The 21,768-nt window shown below is 54.4% G+C and carries 16 protein-coding genes and 2 pseudogenes; 8 read left to right on the forward strand and 10 right to left on the reverse strand.

Annotation, left to right across the window (positions count from 1 at the left end):
* Positions 1–332 precede the first annotated feature (332 nt).
* The 5 genes and pseudogenes from JQ575_RS02030 to JQ575_RS02045 all read left to right on the forward strand — a co-directional run bounded on the left by JQ575_RS02030 (position 333) and on the right by JQ575_RS02045 (position 6,948).
* Positions 333–1,832 (forward strand): aldehyde dehydrogenase family protein, encoded by a 1,500-nt coding sequence (locus JQ575_RS02030; protein ID WP_212031625.1) that lies wholly within the window; start codon positions 333–335, stop codon positions 1,830–1,832.
* Between the two features lie 19 nt (positions 1,833–1,851).
* Positions 1,852–4,137 (forward strand): molybdopterin-dependent oxidoreductase, encoded by a 2,286-nt coding sequence (locus JQ575_RS02035; RefSeq protein WP_212031626.1) that lies wholly within the window; start codon positions 1,852–1,854, stop codon positions 4,135–4,137.
* Between the two features lie 55 nt (positions 4,138–4,192).
* Positions 4,193–5,002 carry an SDR family NAD(P)-dependent oxidoreductase gene (locus tag JQ575_RS02040; protein WP_212031627.1) on the forward strand — a complete coding sequence of 270 codons (810 nt, stop codon included), beginning with the start codon at positions 4,193–4,195 and terminating at the stop codon, positions 5,000–5,002.
* A 238-nt stretch (positions 5,003–5,240) separates the two neighbouring features.
* Positions 5,241–5,374: pseudogene (locus JQ575_RS44340) on the forward strand (transposase); the annotation flags it as partial.
* Positions 5,375–6,233: 859 nt separating this feature from the next.
* A pseudogene (locus JQ575_RS02045) lies at positions 6,234–6,948 on the forward strand (IS5 family transposase).
* Positions 6,949–6,993: 45 nt separating this feature from the next.
* Here the strand turns inward: JQ575_RS02045 and JQ575_RS02050 are convergent.
* The 6 genes from JQ575_RS02050 to JQ575_RS02075 form a co-directional block, all read right to left on the reverse strand.
* A complete protein-coding gene (locus JQ575_RS02050; protein ID WP_212031628.1) occupies positions 6,994–8,064 on the reverse strand; it encodes an ABC transporter ATP-binding protein in 1,071 nt (356 codons plus the stop codon).
* A 54-nt stretch (positions 8,065–8,118) separates the two neighbouring features.
* The gene (locus JQ575_RS02055; protein ID WP_212031629.1) at positions 8,119–8,943 is read right to left on the reverse strand and encodes a carbohydrate ABC transporter permease; all 825 of its coding nucleotides are present in this window, start codon (positions 8,941–8,943) and stop codon (positions 8,119–8,121) included.
* Positions 8,943–9,923, reverse strand: coding sequence for a carbohydrate ABC transporter permease (locus JQ575_RS02060; RefSeq protein WP_212031630.1), 981 nt, complete (start codon positions 9,921–9,923; stop codon positions 8,943–8,945). The genes JQ575_RS02055 and JQ575_RS02060 overlap by 1 nt, the downstream gene beginning before the upstream one ends.
* A gap of 214 nt (positions 9,924–10,137) precedes the next feature.
* Positions 10,138–11,400, reverse strand: coding sequence for an extracellular solute-binding protein (locus JQ575_RS02065; protein WP_212031631.1), 1,263 nt, complete (start codon positions 11,398–11,400; stop codon positions 10,138–10,140).
* 303 nt (positions 11,401–11,703) lie between these two features.
* Positions 11,704–12,477, reverse strand: coding sequence for an IclR family transcriptional regulator (locus tag JQ575_RS02070; RefSeq protein WP_212031632.1), 774 nt, complete (start codon positions 12,475–12,477; stop codon positions 11,704–11,706).
* A gap of 220 nt (positions 12,478–12,697) precedes the next feature.
* Entirely contained in the window at positions 12,698–14,425 is a 1,728-nt protein-coding gene (locus JQ575_RS02075; protein WP_312015869.1) for an NAD(P)/FAD-dependent oxidoreductase, read from the reverse strand.
* Between the two features lie 441 nt (positions 14,426–14,866).
* Between JQ575_RS02075 and JQ575_RS02080 the strand changes: the two genes are divergently transcribed.
* Positions 14,867–15,772 carry an IclR family transcriptional regulator gene (locus JQ575_RS02080; RefSeq protein ID WP_212031633.1) on the forward strand — a complete coding sequence of 302 codons (906 nt, stop codon included), beginning with the start codon at positions 14,867–14,869 and terminating at the stop codon, positions 15,770–15,772.
* A gap of 394 nt (positions 15,773–16,166) precedes the next feature.
* Here the strand turns inward: JQ575_RS02080 and JQ575_RS02085 are convergent, their stop codons facing one another.
* A complete protein-coding gene (locus JQ575_RS02085) occupies positions 16,167–17,273 on the reverse strand; it encodes a TRAP transporter substrate-binding protein (RefSeq protein ID WP_212031634.1) in 1,107 nt (368 codons plus the stop codon).
* A gap of 50 nt (positions 17,274–17,323) precedes the next feature.
* Positions 17,324–18,097 carry an SDR family NAD(P)-dependent oxidoreductase gene (locus tag JQ575_RS02090; RefSeq protein ID WP_212031635.1) on the reverse strand — a complete coding sequence of 258 codons (774 nt, stop codon included), beginning with the start codon at positions 18,095–18,097 and terminating at the stop codon, positions 17,324–17,326.
* Between the two features lie 30 nt (positions 18,098–18,127).
* Here JQ575_RS02090 and JQ575_RS02095 point away from each other — a divergent pair, with 30 nt between their 5' ends.
* Together JQ575_RS02095 and JQ575_RS02100 are read left to right on the forward strand one after the other, a co-directional pair.
* Positions 18,128–19,027, forward strand: a complete 900-nt coding sequence (locus JQ575_RS02095; protein ID WP_212031636.1) for an SDR family NAD(P)-dependent oxidoreductase — start codon at positions 18,128–18,130, stop codon at positions 19,025–19,027.
* Positions 19,028–19,060: 33 nt separating this feature from the next.
* Complete coding sequence (locus JQ575_RS02100; protein WP_212031637.1) at positions 19,061–19,462, forward strand: VOC family protein; 402 nt, start codon at positions 19,061–19,063, stop codon at positions 19,460–19,462.
* Between the two features lie 38 nt (positions 19,463–19,500).
* On the opposite strand, the gene JQ575_RS02105 is transcribed toward JQ575_RS02100, so the two are convergent.
* Together JQ575_RS02105 and JQ575_RS02110 are read right to left on the reverse strand one after the other, a co-directional pair.
* Positions 19,501–19,941, reverse strand: coding sequence for a PaaI family thioesterase (locus JQ575_RS02105; RefSeq protein ID WP_212031638.1), 441 nt, complete (start codon positions 19,939–19,941; stop codon positions 19,501–19,503).
* A gap of 15 nt (positions 19,942–19,956) precedes the next feature.
* Positions 19,957–21,768 (reverse strand): FAD-dependent monooxygenase, encoded by a 1,812-nt coding sequence (locus tag JQ575_RS02110; protein ID WP_212031639.1) that lies wholly within the window; start codon positions 21,766–21,768, stop codon positions 19,957–19,959.

Here is a 21,768-nt window from a genome sequence, read left to right on the forward strand (position 1 = left end):
GCACATAGCCCAGGCAGTGCCTTTTGCTTGACGAAGCCTGCCCAGACTTCTTGACAATCCCGCGTGTTCTGCGCACACTCCAACAATGAGAACATCGTTCTATATATTAGAACACCAACTAGAACACGACTGTGCAATGGGAGTGCGCGATTTCAGCGGCGCCGCCTAGACAACGGTAGCGAGCCAAGGAAACGAAGCGAGAACCAGCAAGTCTCCCCTACGGCGCTTCCCTCCTTCCGACGACGATTGTGGCCGAACTGGCGAACCCACGTCACCTCCGGTCCTTAAATAAAAACCCATCCCGACTGATGTCCACAGGACGCGAGCCACAGATGAATATTGCCTCAGACTTCAAAGTGCAGCGGCCAGCTTTTCTTAGCGAGCATCCGAAAGAGCTGTTCATTGATGGAAAGTGGACGCCCGCAATCTCTGGCGAAACGTTTGAGACGATCAATCCTTCAAATGGCCAAGTTCTCGCTCGAATCGCAGCTGGCGCCGCTCCCGACGTTGCGATGGCGGCAAGCGCTGCGCGACGCGCTTTTGAAGGACCTTGGAGCCATTTCACTCCTTACGAGCGGCAAGCTTGTATCCTGAAGCTCGCCGATCTGGTCGATCGTCACTTCGACGAACTAAGCCTGCTTGATTCACTTGAGATGGGGGCGCCGCTTTCTCGGCTTCGAGCCAATAGCCATAAGAGAGCGATTGGCCGTCTGCGCTTCTATGCCGGTCTTGCTACTGCCATCCACGGGCAGACAATCGAGAACTCTGCCTCGCGCGAGATGTTTACATATACGGCGCGCGAACCTATCGGCGTTGTAGGTGCAATCATTCCGTGGAATGCCCCCCTGACCTCGGCTATCTGGAAGATAGGACCTGCGCTCGCGACAGGCTGCACGGTAGTTCTAAAGCCAGCAGAGCAAGCTTCCCTGTCCTGTCTTCGCCTTGCGGAACTCATCATCGAAGCTGGCGTTCCATCAGGCGTTGTAAATGTGATTACGGGTTTCGGCGAAAGCGCCGGCGCCGCATTGGCGCAGCATGCGGACGTTGACAAAATTGCATTCACTGGATCGCACTTTGTTGGCCAAAAGATCATTCAGGCCTCAGCTGGTAATTTAAAGAGAGTTACTCTTGAGCTTGGCGGAAAATCTCCAGATATCGTGTTTGCCGATGCAGATCTTGACAAAGCCGTCATGGGCGCAGCCATGGGTGTATTTGGGAACACCGGCCAGGTTTGCTGTGCAGGAACACGTTTGTTCGTCGAGAGGTCGATATACGACGAATTTATAGCGCGCGTCGCTAAGTTTGGCTCCGATCTCGTGGTCGGTGACGGCCTAGACCCTAAAACGCAGATCGGCCCCGTTGTCTCAAAAGAACAGCTCGATCGAATCTTGTCCTACATACAGATCGGCCTCGATGAGGGAGCGACTACTTTGTCCGGTGGTAAACGGATGCTGGATGCGCCGCTTGCTAATGGATATTTTCTGCCGCCAACTGTTTTTGGAAGCGTGAAGGATGACATGAGAATTGTACGCGAGGAAATCTTTGGACCCGTCGTTTGCGCTATTCCGTTTGACACTATGGACGAAGTCGAGCGACGCGCGAACGCGACGCCTTTTGGTCTCGGAAGCGGCATCTGGACTCGTGACGTAAAGAAAGTGCACCGACTTGCAAAATCAATCAAAGCAGGTTCGGTTTGGGTGAATTGCTATAATGTGATGGACCCCGCGGTTCCCTTTGGCGGTAACAAGTTAAGTGGCTATGGGCGAGAAGGTGGCGTGGAGCACGTAGACGACTACCTGAATACAAAGTCCGTTTGGATCAACTACAACTGAGACATAGGTCGACCCGCACATGACCAGATACACAGCATCGCATTGGGGCATCTATGAGGTAGAGGAGAAAGCGGGCGCGCCAGTACTCAAGCCTTACCGAAAGGATACAGCGCCCTCCTCGATCGGTCTTCATCAACTTGCTCCTGAACTTTCGGGCGCACGGGTGCAACGCCCGTCAGTACGCAAGAGCTACCTTGATGGAGGACCAGGCAGTCGAACCGATTTGCGCGGCCGCGAGGCCTTTGTTGAAATGGGATGGGATCAAGCTCTCGATCTAGCTGCTGCAGCAATCGACAAAACCAGGAAAGAAAACGGAAATCGTTCGATTTTTGGAGGATCGTACGGTTGGGCCAGCGCTGGTCGCTTCCACCACGCACAAAGCCAAGTTCACCGTTTCCTGAATGGAATTGGCGGTTATGTACGACACATGGACTCGTACAGCCTGGGTGCGGCTCGTGTGCTCATGCCCCATCTGGTGGGCGAAATGGAGTATCTTCAGTCCATCCATACGTCGTGGGACGTAATGGCGGAGCACACCCAGCTATTTATCGCGTTCGGGGGTGTACCGGAAAAAAATGCTCAAGTGACCGCCGGCGGCGTCGCTGATCATCGGGTGCCGGGCGGCTTGCGCCAGATGGCAAAGTCGGGCGTAAGATTTGTCAATGTTAGCCCGGTCGAAGACAATCTGAAAACCGGTGATGCGGTAGATTGGGTTCCTATACGCCCAAATACCGACACCGCGCTCATGCTGGCCATGGCCTGGGTGCTCGAAACTGAAGGACTCCTGGATCGAAGTTTCTTGGCTCGGTGCACCGTCGGCTATGAAACGTTTCGTGACTACATTCTTGGAAAGCACGATAATCTACCAAAATCCCCGAAGTGGGCAGAAGGGATTACGCGGGTCCCAGCTGACAAAATCGCGAGCCTCGCCCGCGATGCCGCCTCTCATCGAACGATGCTAAGTATCGCTTGGTCGTTGCAGCGAGCCACGCACGGCGAACAGCCATTTTGGGCCTTAGTAACGCTTGCGGCGATGCTTGGTCAGATTGGCAAACCAGGCGGGGGCTTTGGAGTGGGCTATGGTCCGACCAATCAGATGGGCAGCCCGCATCTCCGCATGTCTGGCCCAACATTCTCCCAAGGTACGAATGCAGTAAAAGATTTCATACCTGTCGCACGAATTGCCGACATGTTGCTCAATCCCGGCAAGACGTTCACTTATGACGGTGCGGAGTACACTTATCCAGATATCAAGCTAATCTATTGGGCTGGCGGCAACCCCTACCATCATCACCAGGATTTGAACCGCCTTCGCAGAGCTTGGGCGAAGCCAGACACCATCATCGTCAACGAGCAGTTTTGGACAGCTACGGCAAAGCGCGCCGACATCGTCTTTCCCGTAACAACCACCCTTGAGCGCGACGACTTAGGTTTCGCAACCAAGGAGGCACGGCTGGTCGCTATGGCCAAGGTGATCCCCCCCGCAGGAGAGGCCAAGGATGATTATGACATCTTCGCGGGGCTAGCTGAGCGGCTCGGAACGAAGGACCTATTTACCGAGGGCCATTCCAGCGGTGATTGGCTGCGCAGACTATACGCGCAATTCGCTACAAAAGCGGATACGATCGGAATTTCAGTACCGAGCTTCGATGACTTTTGGTCTGCCGGGCTGCTCGACTTCTCAGAGCACGACAAACCTGTCATCATGCTAAAAGACTTTGCCGAAGATCCTATCGCGAACCCGCTTCAAACCCCTTCGGGTCGCATCGAAATAGGATCTGCGACAATTGACAGCTTTCGTTTGGCCGACTGCCCTGGACACGCGACCTGGATAGAACCAAAAGAATGGCTTGGCGGTCGTTCCGTTACTCCCGCTCAACTTCATCTCATTTCTGACCAGCCGACAAGGCGCCTTCACAGTCAACTCGACCCAAGTCCTTGGAGTCGAGAAGGAAAAGTAAACGGGCGCGAACCAGTCTACATCAACACTCAGGATGCAGCTATTCGCGGCATAACAGATGGCGATGTGGTCGAGCTTTCAAATGCGCGAGGTCGATGTCTTGCCGGCGCGATCGTCTCGGATGTGATTATGCCGGGCGTTGTCAGGCTTTCGACTGGGGCTTGGTACGATCCAGATCCGGATACGGACCTTGAGCTTCATGGCAATCCAAACGCTTTGACACTTGATGTTCCTTCCTCAGGGCTGTCGCAAGGCTGTTCAGCACATACGTGTCTTGTTGAACTGCGCGGCCCCGTAAACGACCTTCCAGACATCTCGGCATTTGATCCTCCAGTGTTTGCTTGAGCGGTCGCCGAACTTTTCACAACCAATCCATCCCGAAATGTCGTAGGCAGTTGTCATGAGAAAACTAGATAATCAGGTCGCGATCATCACGGGTGGCGCGCGTGGTCAGGGCGCAGAAGAAGCACGCCGTTTCGCGCTGGAAGGTGCGGCAGTCGCGATCTGTGACGTACTCGAAACTGAAGGAAATCGCCTTGCGGCCGAGATTTCCGCCGCCGGAGGGCACGCCCGCTTCTTTCCACTTGATGTAAGTTCCGAACAGCGGTGGCAGACAATTGTATCGGAAGTCGTCGAGTGGCGCGATAAGATCACGATCCTCGTGAACAACGCCGGCATTATTAATCAACTTGGCGTGCTTGAAACGTCGATCGACGAGTGGAACCGCGTGATGAATGTAAACATCACAGGGCCATTTCTCGGGATAAAGCACGTAGCACCTATAATGGGTAGGGCTGGCGGAGGTTCGATTATCAATATTGCTTCGACCGCTTCGCATCTCGGCGTTAAATGTGCTGCTTATGTATCAAGCAAGACTGGCTTGCTCGGCTTGACACGGACCGCAGCAACCGAACTCGCAGACCTTGGCGTCAGGGTGAACGCTATTTGTCCCGGTGTGGTCGCAACCGACATGGGAAGTGGCCTGTCCTCTGCCGAGGCAATGCGAGTTGCAACGCCAATGCTACGGCATGGCACCGTGGACGATGTTGCCCGACTGGCGCTGTTTTTAGCTTCAAATGATTCGGACTACATCACGGGAACCGAAATCACCATTGATGGAGGGTTCGTTGCCGCCGGCGCGATGAAACTCGTTCGCCACCTTGTTAACAATCCCAAGGCGCTTGACGTCCTCAAAGCAGCTGGGCTGTAGACGAATCTTGGCAGCGGATGCAGCGGCGATAGTTTAGGTTGATCCGATTTTCCGAGACCGGAGGCGCCGTGCCGCACCTGTCGTTCGGGCCATCGAGAACCCAGGATGCGCATTCGACTGTAACAATGCGGCGAGGAACGTTGTGGCCTTTCCAGTGACCGTGCGGGCTTGGGTGTAAGCTCGGTGAGAGCTTCGCAATCAACGTAAAGAAGCCTCTCTCCTCCCCTCCCGGCATCCCTGTGACATCGTCATCATGGACAATCCCGGCAGCCACAAAGGTAAAGGCGTGCGGGCGCTCATCCGCTTACGAGGCGCCAAGCTGTTCTTTCCGCCGACGTATTCGCCGACCTGAATTCCATCGAGCAAGTTTTCGGCTCTGGCACCTGCAGCGCGAACGGTCTAATCGGCTACGCCGCAATCGGCCAGTTGCTCCCATCCTTCATACCGGCAGACGCGCCAACTAAGGGCGCGTACACATAAACCCGGCTCGGTGGGAGCTGCTTCGCCGAATGACGCTTCGATCCGACAGCGAGTGAATTGCCACGTCGCCGCGATGTGATGCGATGGGCCAACAACCGACTACGCAGAAGGCGCGTCAAGGCCGTGCGGCAGTAAAACCTGTATAACATTTTGCCCTTCCGGTGGATGGCGCGAGATATGCCCTTTCCCATGCGTATCCTCGACTAGAACCGCCTTTCCAGCGGAGACACGTCTCATCTCTCCGTCGCTCGTTTCAAACTCAACCTCGCCATCCAACCAAATGGCAAGGAGTCGACCCGGTGGGTTATGAAAGTCCGCTTCGCGCGCCCCTCCAGGGATATGAACAAAACGAACTCGCGAGGCTTCGTAGAAAGCGGAACGCGAGGATTCATAGTTAGCGGCCGGCGCTCCATTCGGAAACGATCGCGTTAGTGTCGTGGGGATATCAACTTCCCCAAAATGGGATTCGCCATCAGGCGTAGCGAAAATGCGCAGGCACTTCATCTTTTTACCTCCATTGTACTTTCGAGGTTATTATGAAGGAGCGAGCCGTGTCGGGAAGGGTCATTTTTGACCGATTCCGCGGAGATTTGTGGGCCGGTCGATGTTCGCTTTGCCCCAAAGCGCCCGGTGCCGGGCTCGGCCAAGGGGCATTGTGCTTGGCCTTACGCCTGTGATTCAAGCTCCCAAACAGGGGCTTCGAACCATGCGCTATGAACTCGCCGACTATGAATGGACCGCCATCTAGCCGATGCTGCCGAACAAGCCGCGTGGAGTTCCTCGGGTAAACGACCGTCGTATCCTCAACGGCATTTCTGGGTTCCGCGCTCTGGAGCACCCTCGCGTGATCTGCCGGAGGCGTTCGGCCCATACACCACTTGCTACAACCGATTCGTTCGCTGGCGGCGGGCTGGTGTCTGGGGCCGCATCATAAACGTACTTGCCGCTGCCCACGATGCCGCTGTCCAGATGATCGACATCTCCATTGTCCGCGTGCATCAGCATGGAGCATGCATCACAATGAACCTGCGCCAATCGATGGGAAGGTCACGCGGCGGTTTGACGAGCAAAATTCATGCATTGGTCGATAGCAATGGTTTGCCGGTCGGCTAGCGTTGAGTCCCGGTGAAGCCCACGACGTTCGACTTGCCGGAAAACTGCTGTCTCGTCTGAAATCCGGATCAATGCTGCTTGCCGACCGTGGCTATGACGCCGACTGGATCAGAGAGCTTGCCATGAAGAAGGGCGCGTGGGCCAACATCCCGCCAAAAAGCAATCGCCGCGACTCAATCTGCTACAGCCCTTATCTCTACCGCGACCGGAACCGGGTCGAGCGGTTCTTCAACAGAATTAAACAATGTCGTCGGATTGCAACGCGCTACGACAGGCTTGCCATCAACTACCTTGCCTTCGTCCAGCTCGCGTCAATCAGGCTATGGCTGCGCGTTAATGAGTCCGCGCCCTAGCTAGTTCCAAATTGCCGGATAAGCCCCAACCAAATTCATCGCGCTCTAGTGTAGACGCGCCCCTGTACCCGTGTCGAAGAGATGCATGGAGTTCGCCGCGGGCGCGACGTGAATGATTTCCCCAGGGCTTGCGCCAATCCTGTCGCGAAAAAGACACGTCAGTTGTTCTCCGCTTTCCGCTTGAACGATCACCTGCGTTTCTGAACCCATCGGCTCAACAAGTTCAACCTTCACCGGCAGTCCACTATCCGACAACACCAAATGCTCAGGTCGAATGCCTGATATAACGCCACTGATACCCGGGCGCCGGGCGATCCGACAAGTGTCCGGGCCAATGCTGAACTTCAGTCCCTTCTCGCTAATAAAGGCTGTATCAGTGATTTCACCTTGCAGAAGGTTGATAGCGGGAGATCCGATGAATCCAGCCACAAACGCGTTCTTGGGAGTGTCATAGAGCTCCAAGGGAGTGCCAATTTGCTCGATAAATCCCTTGTTCATAACAACAATCTTATCAGCCATCGTCATAGCTTCGACCTGATCGTGAGTGACGTAGACCGTCGTCGTCTTTAATCGTTGATGAAGCGACTTGATCTCGCTACGCATCGCGACGCGAAGCTTAGCGTCAAGATTGGACAGAGGCTCGTCGAACAGGAACACTTGCGGATCGCGGACAATGGCCCGCCCCATTGCAACTCGCTGTCGCTGACCACCTGAAAGCTCCTTCGGATACCGGCCAAGGAGATCGGTGAGAGCCAAGATCTCAGCGGCTGATTTAACTCGTTGTGCGACCGTAGACTTAGCGATGCTACGCATCGTCAGTCCGAAACCCATATTTTCGGCTACCGTCATGTGGGGATAGAGAGCGTAGTTCTGAAACACCATAGCGATATCGCGGTCCTTGGGAGGAACGCGATTGACCACGTTCGAACCAATTGCAATCTCCCCCTCCGTGATCCCTTCAAGTCCCGCGATCATACGAAGCAGAGTTGACTTTCCGCAGCCTGATGGCCCCACCAACACCACGAATTCCCCATCCGCGATATCAAACGAGATACTGTGGATGACCTCTATCTGCCCATAAAGCTTCTTTAGATTCCGAATTCTTACGCCTGACATTCTAATCCCCGTGCACTTGGGTCACCGCCTGAGTGATGACCTGGCCCAAACAACTTAACCCTTGACCGCGCCCATTGCGATTCCTCGAACCAAATGCCGCTGTAAGAGAACCATGAACAGAATGATCGGAAGAGTAATTCCGATTGCAGCAGCTGCTGCCAATGGCCAATAGCTGACGTCTTCTGTGCCAAACGATGAGATAGCAACGGGAAGTGTTTTTGTCTTGGCTCCGGTCAGCACTCTTGCGAATAGAAACTCATTGTATGCGAGCAGCAGCGAGAATAATGAAGTCACCCAAAGGCCCGGCCTAACTATCGGAAGCGCAACGCGATAAAACGTTTGCCACGCATTGCAGCCATCGATAGCGGCAGCTTCATAGATCTCCCGAGGAACATCAGCGAAAAAGCTCCGCATGAACCAGATCGTGAATGGCTGATTGATCGCAACAAAAGCCAGCACCAAAAGGAAATAGGTATCGATCAGATTGAACAGTTGCGCGATCACAAAGAACGGCAGAGCCAGCAGGATATGCGGAAACATTCGCATTCCAAGTATCGACAGAAGAATAACGCGGGATCTTCCTGGCGGCATTCTCGTGAGCTGATACGCCGCCATTGTGCCGCAGCTAACCGAAATCAGGACCGTCGAGACGGAAACGGCGATGCTATTGAAAAACGAACGAAGAAACTCGCTGTCGCGCCACACCTTTAGGTGATACTCAAACGTCGGTTCAAAGTTGAACGATAATGTCGTCATGAATGCATCGACAGGGTTTTTGACCGAGATCATCGCTGCCCAGATGATCGGCAACAAATTCACCACGGTAAAGGCCAAAAGCAACACGAAGAGTGCCGGTTGCTTCCAGTTGATCTGTGACATCAGAATGCACCCTTTTCCTTTCGATAAACTAATCGAATCATGAGGAGAACGACCAACAGTTCGATCGCTAGCGTCATGACACCTAGCGCCGAGGCCGCCCCGATGTTTAGGAGATTAAAACCTAATGAGTAAGTGAACATCGTCAGGGTTTCTGTCGCTGTTCCAGGACCACCGCTAGTCAAGATGAAGATTTGATCGAAGAACCGAAACGAATCCATCAACCTAATCGCTAAGACAAAAACGATCAGAGGTTTGATGTTTGGCAGCATGATACGGAGGAGCATTCCGAACGATCCAACCCCATCGATCTGCGCAGCCTCGATCTGACTGCGATCGACGGTGTTTAATCCCGCAAAGAGCACCAAGACCATAAACGGCGTGAACTGCCACATATCGGCGAGGACGATCGTGATGCGCGCCCAGAAGGGGGTGCTTAGAAAATCGGGGCCGACTATTCCGATGGTATTGAGAGCAACGTCAATGAGACCGTAGTCAGGAACAAACACCCAGCGCAGGAATACTCCCGAGACGACGGGTGTAATTATGTTTGGCAACATAATTAAAACGTTAAAAAAGCGGGCCCCGGAGCTCAAATTGTAAAGCCCATACGCGATGAGCAACCCGGAGCAAAACTCCAGTAGGACCGCTGAAAAAACGATACATACCGTCCTGATCAAGGACCACCAGAAACGTGCATCACCGAGTAGTGAGGCGTAATTGGAGAACCAGACAAATGTCTTGTCCTGCCCCAAGAAGTAGCTGAACAGACTTAGATAAATCGCAAAGAGCAGAGGAGCGATCATTACGAGACCAAGGATGAGCCCGCTCGGCAACAAAAACCAAGCGGAGTCGTTCTGCAAAGCGGCATCACCGCCTTGCTTCGCAAGACGACGCTTTGACGCCTTCGAATATCTGCCCATTCCTTTCACAATAGCTCCGTCAGCAACTGTGCCAACCGCCACTTCCTGAACATTAGTCATATACGGGACCCGCTCGATCTTGCATGACGATTTCATTAGTGGAATGGCACGACGATAGATCTTTTCACTCTTGAATGTCAATTTTTATAAACGAAACGCTTCAAGAGGCTCATGACCACCAAGGGAGGGGCCGAACGGGGCCGACTTGGCCCCATTCGATCTGCCCAACGATACGCAATAACAAATCCCATTCGACTCGCGATGGATCGCCTAGCTAGCCCCTAAGGAAGCCATTCTCGACGAGATACTTGTTTCCCTCTTGTGCTGCGAGATCCATTGCTTCCTTGGCTTTCATTTCGTCTGTCATGACTTGAACAATGCGCCTCGTCACAATTTCTGCGACAGGAGAGAAGAATGGCGCCGCGGGATATGTTTTTCCATACTTGGCTGCGCCGTTCGCAGCAACGAGGTATGGATATTTGGATTGCAGCTCCTGATCGTTTAGGACGGACGTCCGTGTAGGTACATTGTTCGTGATATTATCACGCGCTGCCTGCTCCTTCACCGATTCAAGCATAACTCTGAACAGGACGTCAGGATCCTTTTTGCTGAATTTCGAGATGGCGTAGCCGGTGAGACTCAGGCGCTGGCCACCTTGAGCTGGAGCAGCATAACCAATCTTCCCGACGACCCGCGACTTCTTAGGGTCCTCCATCGAGCTTGCCCTGGTTACCCACATATGCCCCATCGCGGCGAAGCCTTGGTAAAGGGCAAGTGAACCTTCATCGCCAGAAGCCGTGGTAAAGCCTCGCTGGGCGTACCTTGCCATGTCCCGCATGAATTCAACGGCCTGCACGCCCTTCGGCGTATTTACTGCGAGACGCCAATCATCATGAAACCAGCCGTCGCCGACATTGTTCAAATAGTATGTAGCTCCCGTCGCACATTGGTCACCTACTCGAAATAGAAGCACAGTCCCTGCCATCTTGTCGGTTGCGAGAGCCTTGGCGTGATCTTTAAACTCTTGAATCGTTTGCTCCGGACGAAAGCCCTTCTCTTCATAGAGATCTTTTCGATACATCGTGATGTGGGAGTTAAATTCGTTAGGCAACTGGTAGAGCTTACCGTCGACAGTCGAGCCGGCGACGAAGTTTTTCTCAATGTCCCCCAGTTGATACTCGTCCTTATACTTGTCCCAGAGATCATTGAGCGGACGAATCCAGCCGTTCTTCGCGTATCGGATCACCTGCGTATCATTGCATGGCATGATATCGAAAGTTGAAGAGCCAGACGCCAAATTGATATTCAGCAGTTCAAGAATTTTGTCATTGGGCATCAATTGAACATTCACATCGATGCCGGGCACCTTTTTCATTCGTTCAGCAAAGAATTCCTGCGCGGGGTACCGATTTAAGATGATTTGAACAGGATCGGCTGCATTCACCGTCCTTGCAGTTAACGAGATAGCAGGCGCCGCAACGGCGGAAGCTACAACCCCTTTTAGCACCGAACGTCGGCTGAAATTCGACAAGCTCATTTGGTATCCTCCCGGTTGCGCATCGCCGTTCTATTATTTGGAACGACACTCCACATATCATAACGCACGAATGGACCGCTGGCAATAAGCTGCGAATATTTCCGGCCGTGAATGCATAAAACTGTAGACCCCACTTAGCGTAAGAGGGGTGCGATACCCGCGACGCGCTTGCAACAAGCCTGCAAGCATCCAATGCCAACTTATCTACGGGGCGGCTGCTTTAGTAACGACAATTGCTCACGGCTAGGCGGCATGCAAGTCAACCGCCGCGGAACATTGCATTAATGCAAGCTTGTCGAGTGGTTATCTCGGTCCCACCGGGGACGGATAACGGCTATTGTGTCCCAAAGCGCCGGCAATTTTCTGAGCCGCTTTAACAACATGACCGGAAAACACTTTAACCTGCTTTGCCTTGTACCTTACCGAAGGCCCCGAAATTCCAATAGCGCCAAGAGCTCGGCCTGCACCATCCCAAATTGGTGAAGCAACGCCAAACACGTCTTCGCGCCACTCGCCGCGATTGACGGCGTATCCGGCTTCGCGAGTTTTGATTAACTCGGAACGTAACTTATCGTGGGCGGTAATCGTGCTATCCGTGAAGCGCTTAAGCTTGGGCAACAAGCTGTCCAGCTCTTCACCCGGGACCGTCGCTAACATAGCTTTTCCAGTCGCGACGCAGTAGGCAGGAGCCCGCCCGCCAATTCGCGTATATGCGGCTATGGGCTGAGAGCTTTCGATTTTGTCGATGTAAACGACCTCACCGCCCTCAAGAATCGAGAGGTGTACGGACTCGCCAGTAGCCCGCGCCAATTCCATCATGTACTCATTACTGACTTTCAGAAGGCTCAATCGTCCCCGCACCAGCGAGCCTAACTCCCAAATCTTTGGAGTGAGCTCGTAAGTGCTATTGGAATCGACGCGACGAACATACTGCTTAGACTGCAACGTAAGCAAAATCCTATGAACGTTACTCTTCGAGAGTTGCAACTCGCGTGCAAGACTCGTCACCCCTCGAGATTCCTCGCTGTGGGCCAACAATTCAACGAGCGTGAGTCCTTTTAAGAGCGTTTTGTCCAAGCAACCACCCAATGATTTTTGATCCGTTGTTCCAATTATCAGAACAGGGCATGATCGTCAATCATAGTTTGGGCACCGCACGCAAGCTCGAAAGAACATTGCCGCGACCGCGCGCAGTAAAGCCAGGATCGTACGACAGTATCCCGGCAAACACAGGCAAGTCCGTTGACCAGGCCACAGAAATGTTCACCGTGATAAAACCGATTGGAACAAATCGCTGTCAGCCCGCTACCGCCTTTTGCGGGGCTCTTCCGATGGCATCCCCCCCGCTCCGCAAACTTATCTTTAATTCCGGCTCAATGTTCGGCTCGTTGGCGTCACTGTAAAAGTTGAAATCCTTATTGTAGCCGTCGCGAATGGTCTTTTCGCACCTGACACGATAGGCCGGACCACCTCCGCGATAGAACGGGCTCGTGCGCTTTTGCTTTCCCTTCACGTTGGTATTCACACCCGTAAACCAAGAATCAACCTTGGACGAAAGAAACTTCTTGGCTCCCTCCGTTGAGAACGTAGTCCACTCCGCCTCGGACTCCGGTTTGGCGTCGATGGCAATGAACTTCTTGTCGAGCATGTGCGCGATCAGCGCCGTGATGAAATCAACGTTATACTCAAGCCCCCGCGGGATATTGCCTAACCAGGTTAAAGGACCCCCAGGCATGAAAAAGTTTGGAAATCCTGCAGTAGTGGTTCCGAGAAACGTTATCGGTCCATTAGACCATTTTTCCTTCAATCTCGTTCCATCAATTCCACGAATGTCAATCTTGTCAAAGCCACCGGTGATCGCGTCAAATCCGGTAGCATATATGATCATATCGAATTCAAAATTGGCATCAGTGGTCTGTATGCCGACGGGTGTTATGCGCAGAATTGGAGTTTCCTGAAGATCAACTAGCTTGACATTGGGGCTGTTGAAAAGTTCGTAGTAACCTGTTTCTAACGGAACGCGTCTAGTTCCAAAACCGTGATTTTTTGGCACTAGCCGTTCTGCAACCTTGGGATCTTTCACGCGCTGGCGAATTTTTTTGCGCATGAATTCTGAAACGAGATTGTTGGCGTGCTCGTCAATGAAAATATCATGAAAGTTACCTAACCACATTGCCATACCAGGCTCGTGGTAGATCTTCTCCCAGTGCGCCTCGCGCTCTTCTGAAGAGAGCTCGAATACTGAGCGAGGATCGACATTGTGGATAAATCCACCCGCGGATTCGAGGCAACGAGAATAGATCTTGGGATAATTATCGCGAATGTTCTTCTGCGTCTTGTCGTCGATCGATGAATTTCCAAGTGGAACGCAATAGTTCGGCGTCCGCTGAAATACGGTCAGGCTACTCGCTGTTTTCGCTACTTCTTGGATCGTTTGCACACCAGAAGCGCCCGTGCCGATCACCGCGACGCGCTTTCCTACAAAACTGATAGGAGCCTTGGGCCAGCGTGCGGTATGGTAGGCTTCACCCGCAAACGAACTTACGCCCTCGTATGCAGGAAGCGTCGGCTCCGTTAGAGGTCCAACCGCCGCAATCAAGTATCGAGCTTCGTAACGCGCACCATCTTCCAGCGCAATTTCCCACCTATTATCATTTTCCCGGTATTGAGCTTCTGTAACGCGACTGGAACACTGGATGTTACCTCGGAGATCAAATTTATCAGCAACATAGTTGAAGTAGCGCTCCGTTTCTGGTTGCGCGGCAAAGTGCTCGCTCCAACTCCATTCCCTAAGCAGATCTTGGGAAAAGAAGTAGCCGTAAGTGTAACTCTCGGAATCAAACCGAGCACCGGGATATCGATTCCAGTACCATGCGCCACCTACGCCCGTGCCGGCTTCGAATAGCGCCACGTTCAAACCAAGTTCCTTTAGCCGATGGAGTTGGTACAGACCGGCGGACCCAGCACCGATCACAATCGCATCGAACTTTCCGTTTACGAGGCCCGCCTTTTCACTTTTCTGCACGCCAATCTCCCGTTGAGCATTATTTCCGCTGCCATGCGATTCCCGAGGCCTTCTTTAGAATAACGGCCCTTGGAAACTTACATCTCGTTCCATATGTTGGAACGACATACCATATAGTATAACGCTACGTCTGCTTAGTCAAATTCCGCGCACGAGATTTCGCAGCAAAGTCCGAGCAAATTGCCGCCTCGATCAGCTCCGGCAGCGACCAATCTGTCCTTTGTTCCGCGGGTGAATGATCACTTCCCAACTACGGAGCGGTCAGATTTATGTTTTTATATATAGATGTATCCATTCACATGCAAAAAACATTCCAACTGCTCGGCTTTTTAGTATAACCTGATTTGGCGCAAGACTCGCTAGGGACAGGCTTAGCAATACGGTCAATCTCGCCTGCTTAAAGCGGGTCATTGTAATTGTATTCTGGGAGATCATTTAGGAATGAAAAAGTCGATAAACGCCCTCAAAAAACCGAGGAAGGGTTCGAAGGCGGTCGAACCATCCGGTCCCACCTACGCGGCGCCTGCACTCGAGAAAGGACTCGATATCCTTGAAGCGTTATGTACCAGCAACACGCCCCTTTCTTTGTCCCAAATAGCCGACCAGCTCGATCGCAGCGTTGGCGAAATCTATCGAATGTTGGCTTGCCTGGTTGAGCGAAACTACCTGGTCAGCATCAACGATACTTACGCGATAACGCCCAAGCTATTCGAGCTTGCGCACAGCAATCCGCCAACAAACCGCTTGCTCGCTGAAGCAGGAACGATCATGCAAGAGCTATCATCTAATCTTCAGCAAGCCTGCCACCTAACTGTTTACAACCAGGGACGCCAGATCGTCATTGCTAAGGTCGATAATCCTGGTGGAATGGGGTTTAGTATCCGCGTTGGTGCCGAGCTGGACGTGCTGGTATCTGCTTCTGGACGAGCGCTCTTGGCTTTTCAGGATCCCAATACTACCGAACTGAGGATCAAGGAGTCGATCCAGCGTCGCCCTCAACACTCCGACATCGATATTGGACCAATTCTTTCGACGATTCGAGCGCGTGGATTCGCGTCGATGGTGAGTCTTCAAATCAAGGGATTGTATGCCGTAAGCTGTCCCATCCTTGACCCCAAAAATCACGCCCTTGCAGCATTGACAGTCCCTTATGCAGAACGATTAGACCAACATAGCCGAAAGACGGTGATCGAGATTGAAGCCGCGGTTGGAAGAGCGGCAGATGTCTTGTCTAGTCGCATGGGATGGCGTGAAGCAGACGCGTGGCATACCGAGACAGGCTTCACTGAAAGCTCGACTTTTGCCGCGAAAAAGCGAACGCGGGCCCGTCAAACTGCAAGCCGATAGATTGTTGAACACCAGATTCGATAATTGCATTGCGAGATAAGGATTCAAGCGTGCAGGCTCGAACAGGCTGGTAGCGGCGCCTTTCGGCCTGGCGCACGGACGCAATTCTCGGAGATCATACCTCATTGAGCACGAGGTAGATGCGGCCGTCGGCCCTACACGTGCCAATCATGCCTATTCATCCAAGGATTCGACGGGAGAATGCGACGGACAGTTGCATCCAGTTGTCATTTACGGATCCCATGTAGGGAAAGCGCTGCAAGCCGCGCGTTACCTTCTTTCCCTTCAAATCTCCCTTTGCCGATTGATGACCTGCCGACGTCAACAGAATGCGACATCGGCCGCAACAGAACGCAAAACATTTGCTAGTATCGCCACGGCTTGCCCTTTGATTTTAACCTCTTTGTCGGAAGCGGATCATGTAGGTGTCCATCGTGTGATCGGCGACCTGATTCCAGAGATACTGGTCTCCCCGAAATGCAACGAAGTGTTCGTAGACACGCTTGAACCAGGCATTTTTCTCCGACATCTCCGTGAAAACCTCATTAGCGGCCTTCCAGCTGGCGTCCATGACTTCAAGTGGGAACGATTTGAGGACGGCGCCCGCTGCTACAAGGCGTTTCAAGGCAACCGGGTTTTGTGCATCGTACTTGGCGGACATCCATTGATTGGTTTCCGCAGAGGCCGACTGAAGGATGGTCTGGTAGAGTTTGGGAAGCTCGCCCCACTTCTGCTGATTTACAAAGAGCCCCACGGTTGGCCCGACTTCCCACCAACCTGGATAGTAATAGTACTTTGCCACCTTCACGAAGCCGAGTTTCTCGTCATCGTGCGGGCCTACCCATTCGGCAGCATCGATCGTGCCTTTTTCGAGCGCGGGGTAGATGTCTCCGCCAGCGATCTGCTGAGGGACAACGCCGAGTCTCGACAAGATGATGCCGGCAAAGCCGCCGACGCGAAACTTCAGGCCCTTGAGGTCGTTCAGGGAATTGATTTCCTTGCGGTACCAGCCGCCCATTTGGCAGTTGGTATTACCCGCGGGCAGGAACATCACGTTGTAGGTCTTGTGAAACTCGTTGATCAAGTCAAGCCCGCCTCCGTGATAGAGCCACGCGTTGCGCATCCGGACGTTCATGCCGAATGGCAGATCAGTTCCAAACGTAAAGGTCGGGTCCTTGCCGAAGTAGTAATATGGCGATGTGTGACCGCATTCGACCGTATTGTTCTGGACCGCGTCCAATATCTGCAAACCGGGCACGATCTCTCCGGCCGCGAACACCTGGATTTTAAACTTTCCATCGCTAAGCTCGTTGACGCGCTGCGCCAGGAACTCACACCCCCCGTACAGGGTATCGAGTGACTTTGGCCAACTGGCCGGCATGCGCCATTTGATTTCCGGTGTTGATTGGGCCAGCGCGGGAGCTGCGATTGCAGCGCCGGCCGCCGCAGTTGCTCCCAAAGCCGACGTTTTAAGGAATTTTCTCCGGTCGGTGATGCTCATTGGACGTCCCCTCATGTTGTTGGCGTATGCGAAATTCCGCGATTTGCGGATCAGTGAATGTGACTGCCGCCATTCACGTCGATCGTTGCTCCGGTGACGTAGGCTGAAAGTTCTGAGGCCAGAAACAGGCAGGCACCCGCGATATCCGACGGCTTTCCCGGCCGTCGCAGCGGAATACCCGCTACAATTTCGTCGAATTTCTCGCGAGAAAGGTTGCCGTCGAGCATCGCGGTCTCGACCATGGAAGGGCAGATGACGTTCGCGCGTATCCCCTGAGGCCCGAACTCGCGCGCGATGGTCTTTGTCAGGCTGACGACACCGCCTTTGGAGGCGGCATAGTGAGCGCCACCTACAAGGCCACCGCCCCGCTGCGCTGCGACTGAAGCCAGATTGACAATGACGCCACACTTTTTGGCGGCGAAGATAGCCAACACGCTTTTGCAGACGTTAAAGGTACCCTTCAGATTGACGTCGAGAATTCGGTCGTAGTCGGCCTCAGCAATCGAGAGCATCGACTGCGCCAGCACGATACCTGCGCAATTCACCAGGCAATCGATGGTTCCAAACCTGGCAACGGCTTCCGCTATGACGCGTTCGCAATCCGCAAGATTCGTGATGTCGCATTTGAGACCAGCGACTGTGGGTTCCGAGCCTATGTTGCTCGCGATCGACTTGACGATGTCGCTGAAGATCTCGTCCTCCATGGCAAGGTCCACGAGTACGAGCTTCGCACCGCTTTGCGCGAAGAGTTCGGCGGTGGCGTAGCCGATCCCTCTGAGCGAGGACGCCCCGACGATGACGCAGACCCTTCCCTGCAAAAGCAACGAATGCCCTCCCGAGCTATGCCATAGCGTATGCTCATATATAAATTTACAAATTCATACATAAAATCATTTGACGAGCTTGTCCACCTCGACGATGATCTTTTTATTAGCGGATATTGTGCGGTGCTTATAAAACACACAAGTAGAGGTAAAATGTCCTCCCGACTGGAGAAAATGTCCTCCCGACTGGAGAATAAGACCGTTGCCATCACCGGCGGCGCCGGCGGGATTGGTTCGGCGGCATGCCGGCTGTTCTGCGAAGCGGGCGCCCGCGTTGCCTTGATCGATACCGACGCCGTAACGGCAAGAGAGACAGCAGTGGCTATTCAACGCGAGAATACCGACGCCGACATCCGCGCATTTGCGGCCGACCTCGGCGTCGAGGCGGAATCCGATCGCGTCGTGGGGGAAATCGCGTCGGCCTTCGGGAGCGTTGATGTTCTGATCAACAATGTCGGCATTCGCCGCTATGAGCCGGTGGCAGACGCCCCATGGAGCACATGGGACGCGATCGTGCGCGTCAATCTGTTGAGCTTTGTCGCAATGTCCCGTGCGGTGTTGCCGCTCATGCGATCGAAGCAATCCGGCAGCATCGTCAACGTATCATCTACCTACGCCCTCTACGGCCGAAAAGGTATGGGTGCTTATGATGCGACCAAAGCGGCAATCCTGGCCCTGACGCGCACGCTCGCCTTTGAGGAGGCAGAGCACGGCATTCGGGTCAACGCCGTCTGTCCTGGCTTTACGCGGACGCCATTTCACATCAACCGCATGGGACAGGAAGCCGTAGACGATCTCGTTCCGCCCTGCGCGCTAAAGCGCTGGGCCGAACCGATCGAGCTTGCTTACCCGATGCTTTGGCTTGCTTCGGATGAAGCTTCCTACGTGACGTCCGCCACCTTCATGATCGACGGCGGACTGCCCGCCTGAACCAATGCAGAACGAGCGCGAAAGGAATCAACGATGAATATGAAATTCCACCACATGAATTTGTGTTCCGAGAACGTGCCACGCCTGTCCGAGTTCTATCGCTCGGTATTTGACCTCGGTTCGGTCGACTATCAGCGCGTCAATACCGCCGATGGATACGGTGGGAACGTCGACTTCGTGACTGATGGAGCGGTCGAATTTCACTTGGCGCGCAGGGATGTTGACCTCGGCTTCCGCATGAAGCACATCATCAATCCGCTGGATCGGGGCCACTTCTGCTTTCGAACGGACGACATTCAAGCCTTTAAGAGGCGCCTAGAAGAAAAGAAAATCCCATACTCGGACTACGGAACATGGGCGATGGCCGGCTGGTATCAGATATTCTTTCATGACCCCGACGGCAACATCATCGAAGTACATCAGACAGGCAAATAGATGTCGGCGCTATCGCTGTGGTGAACGCTTTCGGCAAGTTACGCGTCTTCAGTTTCAATTATCCGCCTGATCTTCGAAGTCGCCATTGCGGTCGCTAGGAGCTTCCCCTGTTCGTCATGCAACTGGCCTTCCAAGAAGCAGATGGACCGTCCTCGGCTTACAATCCGACCGGTACCCAGCACTCGACCGACTCTTGCCGGCGAAATGAAATTCACCTTGATCTCGAGGGTCGGTGCAAACTCTCCAGGGCCTAGGGTCAAGGCCAACGTTGGCGATAGCGTTTCGTCCAGCATGGCTGCAAGCATACCGCCGTGGATGAAACCCGCTGGATTCACGAAGTCCGGGCGAGCCTGCATTTCGACCTTTAACACCTGAGAGGAGGGATCGAACTCCAGGTATTTCCAGCCAAGCAGCTTGCTGATCGGAGCTTCAGGAAGTTCTCCGTGCAAAATCTTCGCGAAGAAACCTTTCTCGGCCAAGTTTGCCTCCAGAGTTTATGCGAAGAGTGGCGAACCAGTGGGGTTCGATAGCTCAGCCTGTTTCTCACGCGGGATCATCGAGAGGGTCGGCAGGTCGAGAACGGCACGGATGGCTGCCCCGAGCTTGTCCGCGGCATCCAGGGGCTCCGGCGTCCCTTCCTTGTCGCGCCAAGCCACCACTCCGTCCGGTCGCACAAGCAGCGCGCCGGCCTCTTCGACCTCGCGGACGCGCTGCCACTCGCAGTAAAGGTCCTGCGCTTCAGGCGAGCCGGTCACGACGATCCGCAGGAACGGAAGATCGAGGCGGCGTACAGCCTCCTTCCATGCGGTGCCGGCGATACCGGTCACGACGGTGAAGAGACCCTTTCCTGTTGCGTCAAGTGTCGAGATGCGGGTGCCGTCCCGACCGACGAGCCAGGCGTGCGGAATTTTGGCTCCTGGTCGTGTCGTCGGTTGATTGTAGAGATCGCGATCACGCCGCCAATTTTCGGGCTCGGCCACGGCATCGGCGATCACGGCCGAGGATTCGTAGCGTTGGTTCATCTCCACGCCTTGCGCATTGTACTCTGTCTGCTTGAGGTCGAGAGCTGCCTGAGCCGCCTTGCGGGCGGCAACACCTTCCGGTCCCGGATCGCGGAAGCGTGCGATGCCCGCCGCGACCGGGTTTTCCGCCCCCTGCACCCGGAAACAGGCATTCAGCGGGGCATAGTCGAGCCGCGACTGGTTGGCTCGCTGCACGACCTGCTTTCCAACGGGCGCCCGTTCCTGCGAATAGCTTTCCAGTAGCTTCGGCCCGGCCCAGCCCTTGATGGCGTAGGCTAGTTTCCAGCCGAGATTGTGGCCGTCCTGCACGCAGGTGTTATTGCCCAAACCGCTGGACGGAGGATGCCGGTGGACGGCATCGCCACCGCAGAACACCCGCCCCCTGGAATACTGCGTCACGTACGCCTGATTGATGTACCAGACCGACGTCCTCACGATCTCAGGTTCGATCGCCGGATCCCCGATTAAGACCCTGATCTTTTCGCGGACGCTGCTTTCGGAGAGATCGGGATCGCCCTTGTTGATGTCGAACCCCCAGCCTGCGATCCATTGCGTCCACGGCCGCACGGCGCGGAGAAGGCCCATTCCGATTTCGCCGAAGCTCGCGTCCGGTGAGACAATCCAGTTCAGGATGCTGGGACGATGTTTGCTGTACTTGGAGAGGTCGGCATTGAAGACCGTATAGACGGTGCCAGCGCGCGCCATGCGCCCTTCGATCGGAAGCTCGAGATGATCGACCACGGTCGATCTCGCGCCGTCGGCCCCGACCATGTAGCGCGCCCGGACGGTGAACTCGCGCCCGTCCAATCGGTCGCGCAGGGTGGCGGTGACGCCTCCGGAATCCTGCTCATGACGGATGTATTCGGTGTTGAACGCGAACGTGGCGCCCTTCGCGGCCGCCTTCTGGAACAGGATCGGCTCGAGCAACGGCTGGATGATGTCCACCATGCCGCACGGACTTGCCCTCAGGTAGTCCCCTCGGCGGTCATCCCCCGTTCCCCACGTTCGCATCCGGATGAGTTCGGGCCCGGCCAGGCTGGTGGTGAACGTAGTGTCACCCATCAATTCCCATGGGCTCGCGTACCGGGCCACGTCCTCCGAGATACCGAGATCGCGGAAGACCTCATTGGCTCGTTGGTTGGTGATGTGCGCGCGCGGGCTATCGGCCATCCAGTTGCCGCGTGACACGATGTGACAGCGCACGCCGCAATTCGCGAGCGAAAGCGCCGTCGTCGATCCGGTCGGTCCGGCCCCGATGATGAGCACATCTGTTTCGTATGCCAT

This window comes from Bradyrhizobium sp. JYMT SZCCT0428, from assembly GCF_018131075.1.
Lineage (GTDB): Bacteria > Pseudomonadota > Alphaproteobacteria > Rhizobiales > Xanthobacteraceae > Bradyrhizobium.

Excerpts from the sequence above, each read along its gene's own strand:
- JQ575_RS02030 (WP_212031625.1), top strand. The coding sequence starts at position 333 with ATGAATATTGCCTCAGACTTCAAAGTGCAGCGGCCAGCTTTTCTTAGC.
- JQ575_RS02035 (WP_212031626.1), top strand. The coding sequence starts at position 1,852 with ATGACCAGATACACAGCATCGCATTGGGGCATCTATGAGGTAGAGGAG.
- JQ575_RS02040 (WP_212031627.1), top strand. The coding sequence starts at position 4,193 with ATGAGAAAACTAGATAATCAGGTCGCGATCATCACGGGTGGCGCGCGT.
- JQ575_RS02050 (WP_212031628.1), bottom strand. The coding sequence starts at position 8,064 with ATGTCAGGCGTAAGAATTCGGAATCTAAAGAAGCTTTATGGGCAGATA.
- JQ575_RS02055 (WP_212031629.1), bottom strand. The coding sequence starts at position 8,943 with ATGTCACAGATCAACTGGAAGCAACCGGCACTCTTCGTGTTGCTTTTG.
- JQ575_RS02060 (WP_212031630.1), bottom strand. The coding sequence starts at position 9,923 with ATGACTAATGTTCAGGAAGTGGCGGTTGGCACAGTTGCTGACGGAGCT.
- JQ575_RS02065 (WP_212031631.1), bottom strand. The coding sequence starts at position 11,400 with ATGAGCTTGTCGAATTTCAGCCGACGTTCGGTGCTAAAAGGGGTTGTA.
- JQ575_RS02080 (WP_212031633.1), top strand. The coding sequence starts at position 14,867 with ATGAAAAAGTCGATAAACGCCCTCAAAAAACCGAGGAAGGGTTCGAAG.
- JQ575_RS02085 (WP_212031634.1), bottom strand. The coding sequence starts at position 17,273 with ATGAGCATCACCGACCGGAGAAAATTCCTTAAAACGTCGGCTTTGGGA.
- JQ575_RS02095 (WP_212031636.1), top strand. The coding sequence starts at position 18,128 with ATGCTCATATATAAATTTACAAATTCATACATAAAATCATTTGACGAG.
- JQ575_RS02100 (WP_212031637.1), top strand. The coding sequence starts at position 19,061 with ATGAATATGAAATTCCACCACATGAATTTGTGTTCCGAGAACGTGCCA.
- JQ575_RS02110 (WP_212031639.1), bottom strand. The coding sequence starts at position 21,768 with ATGGCATACGAAACAGATGTGCTCATCATCGGGGCCGGACCGACCGGA.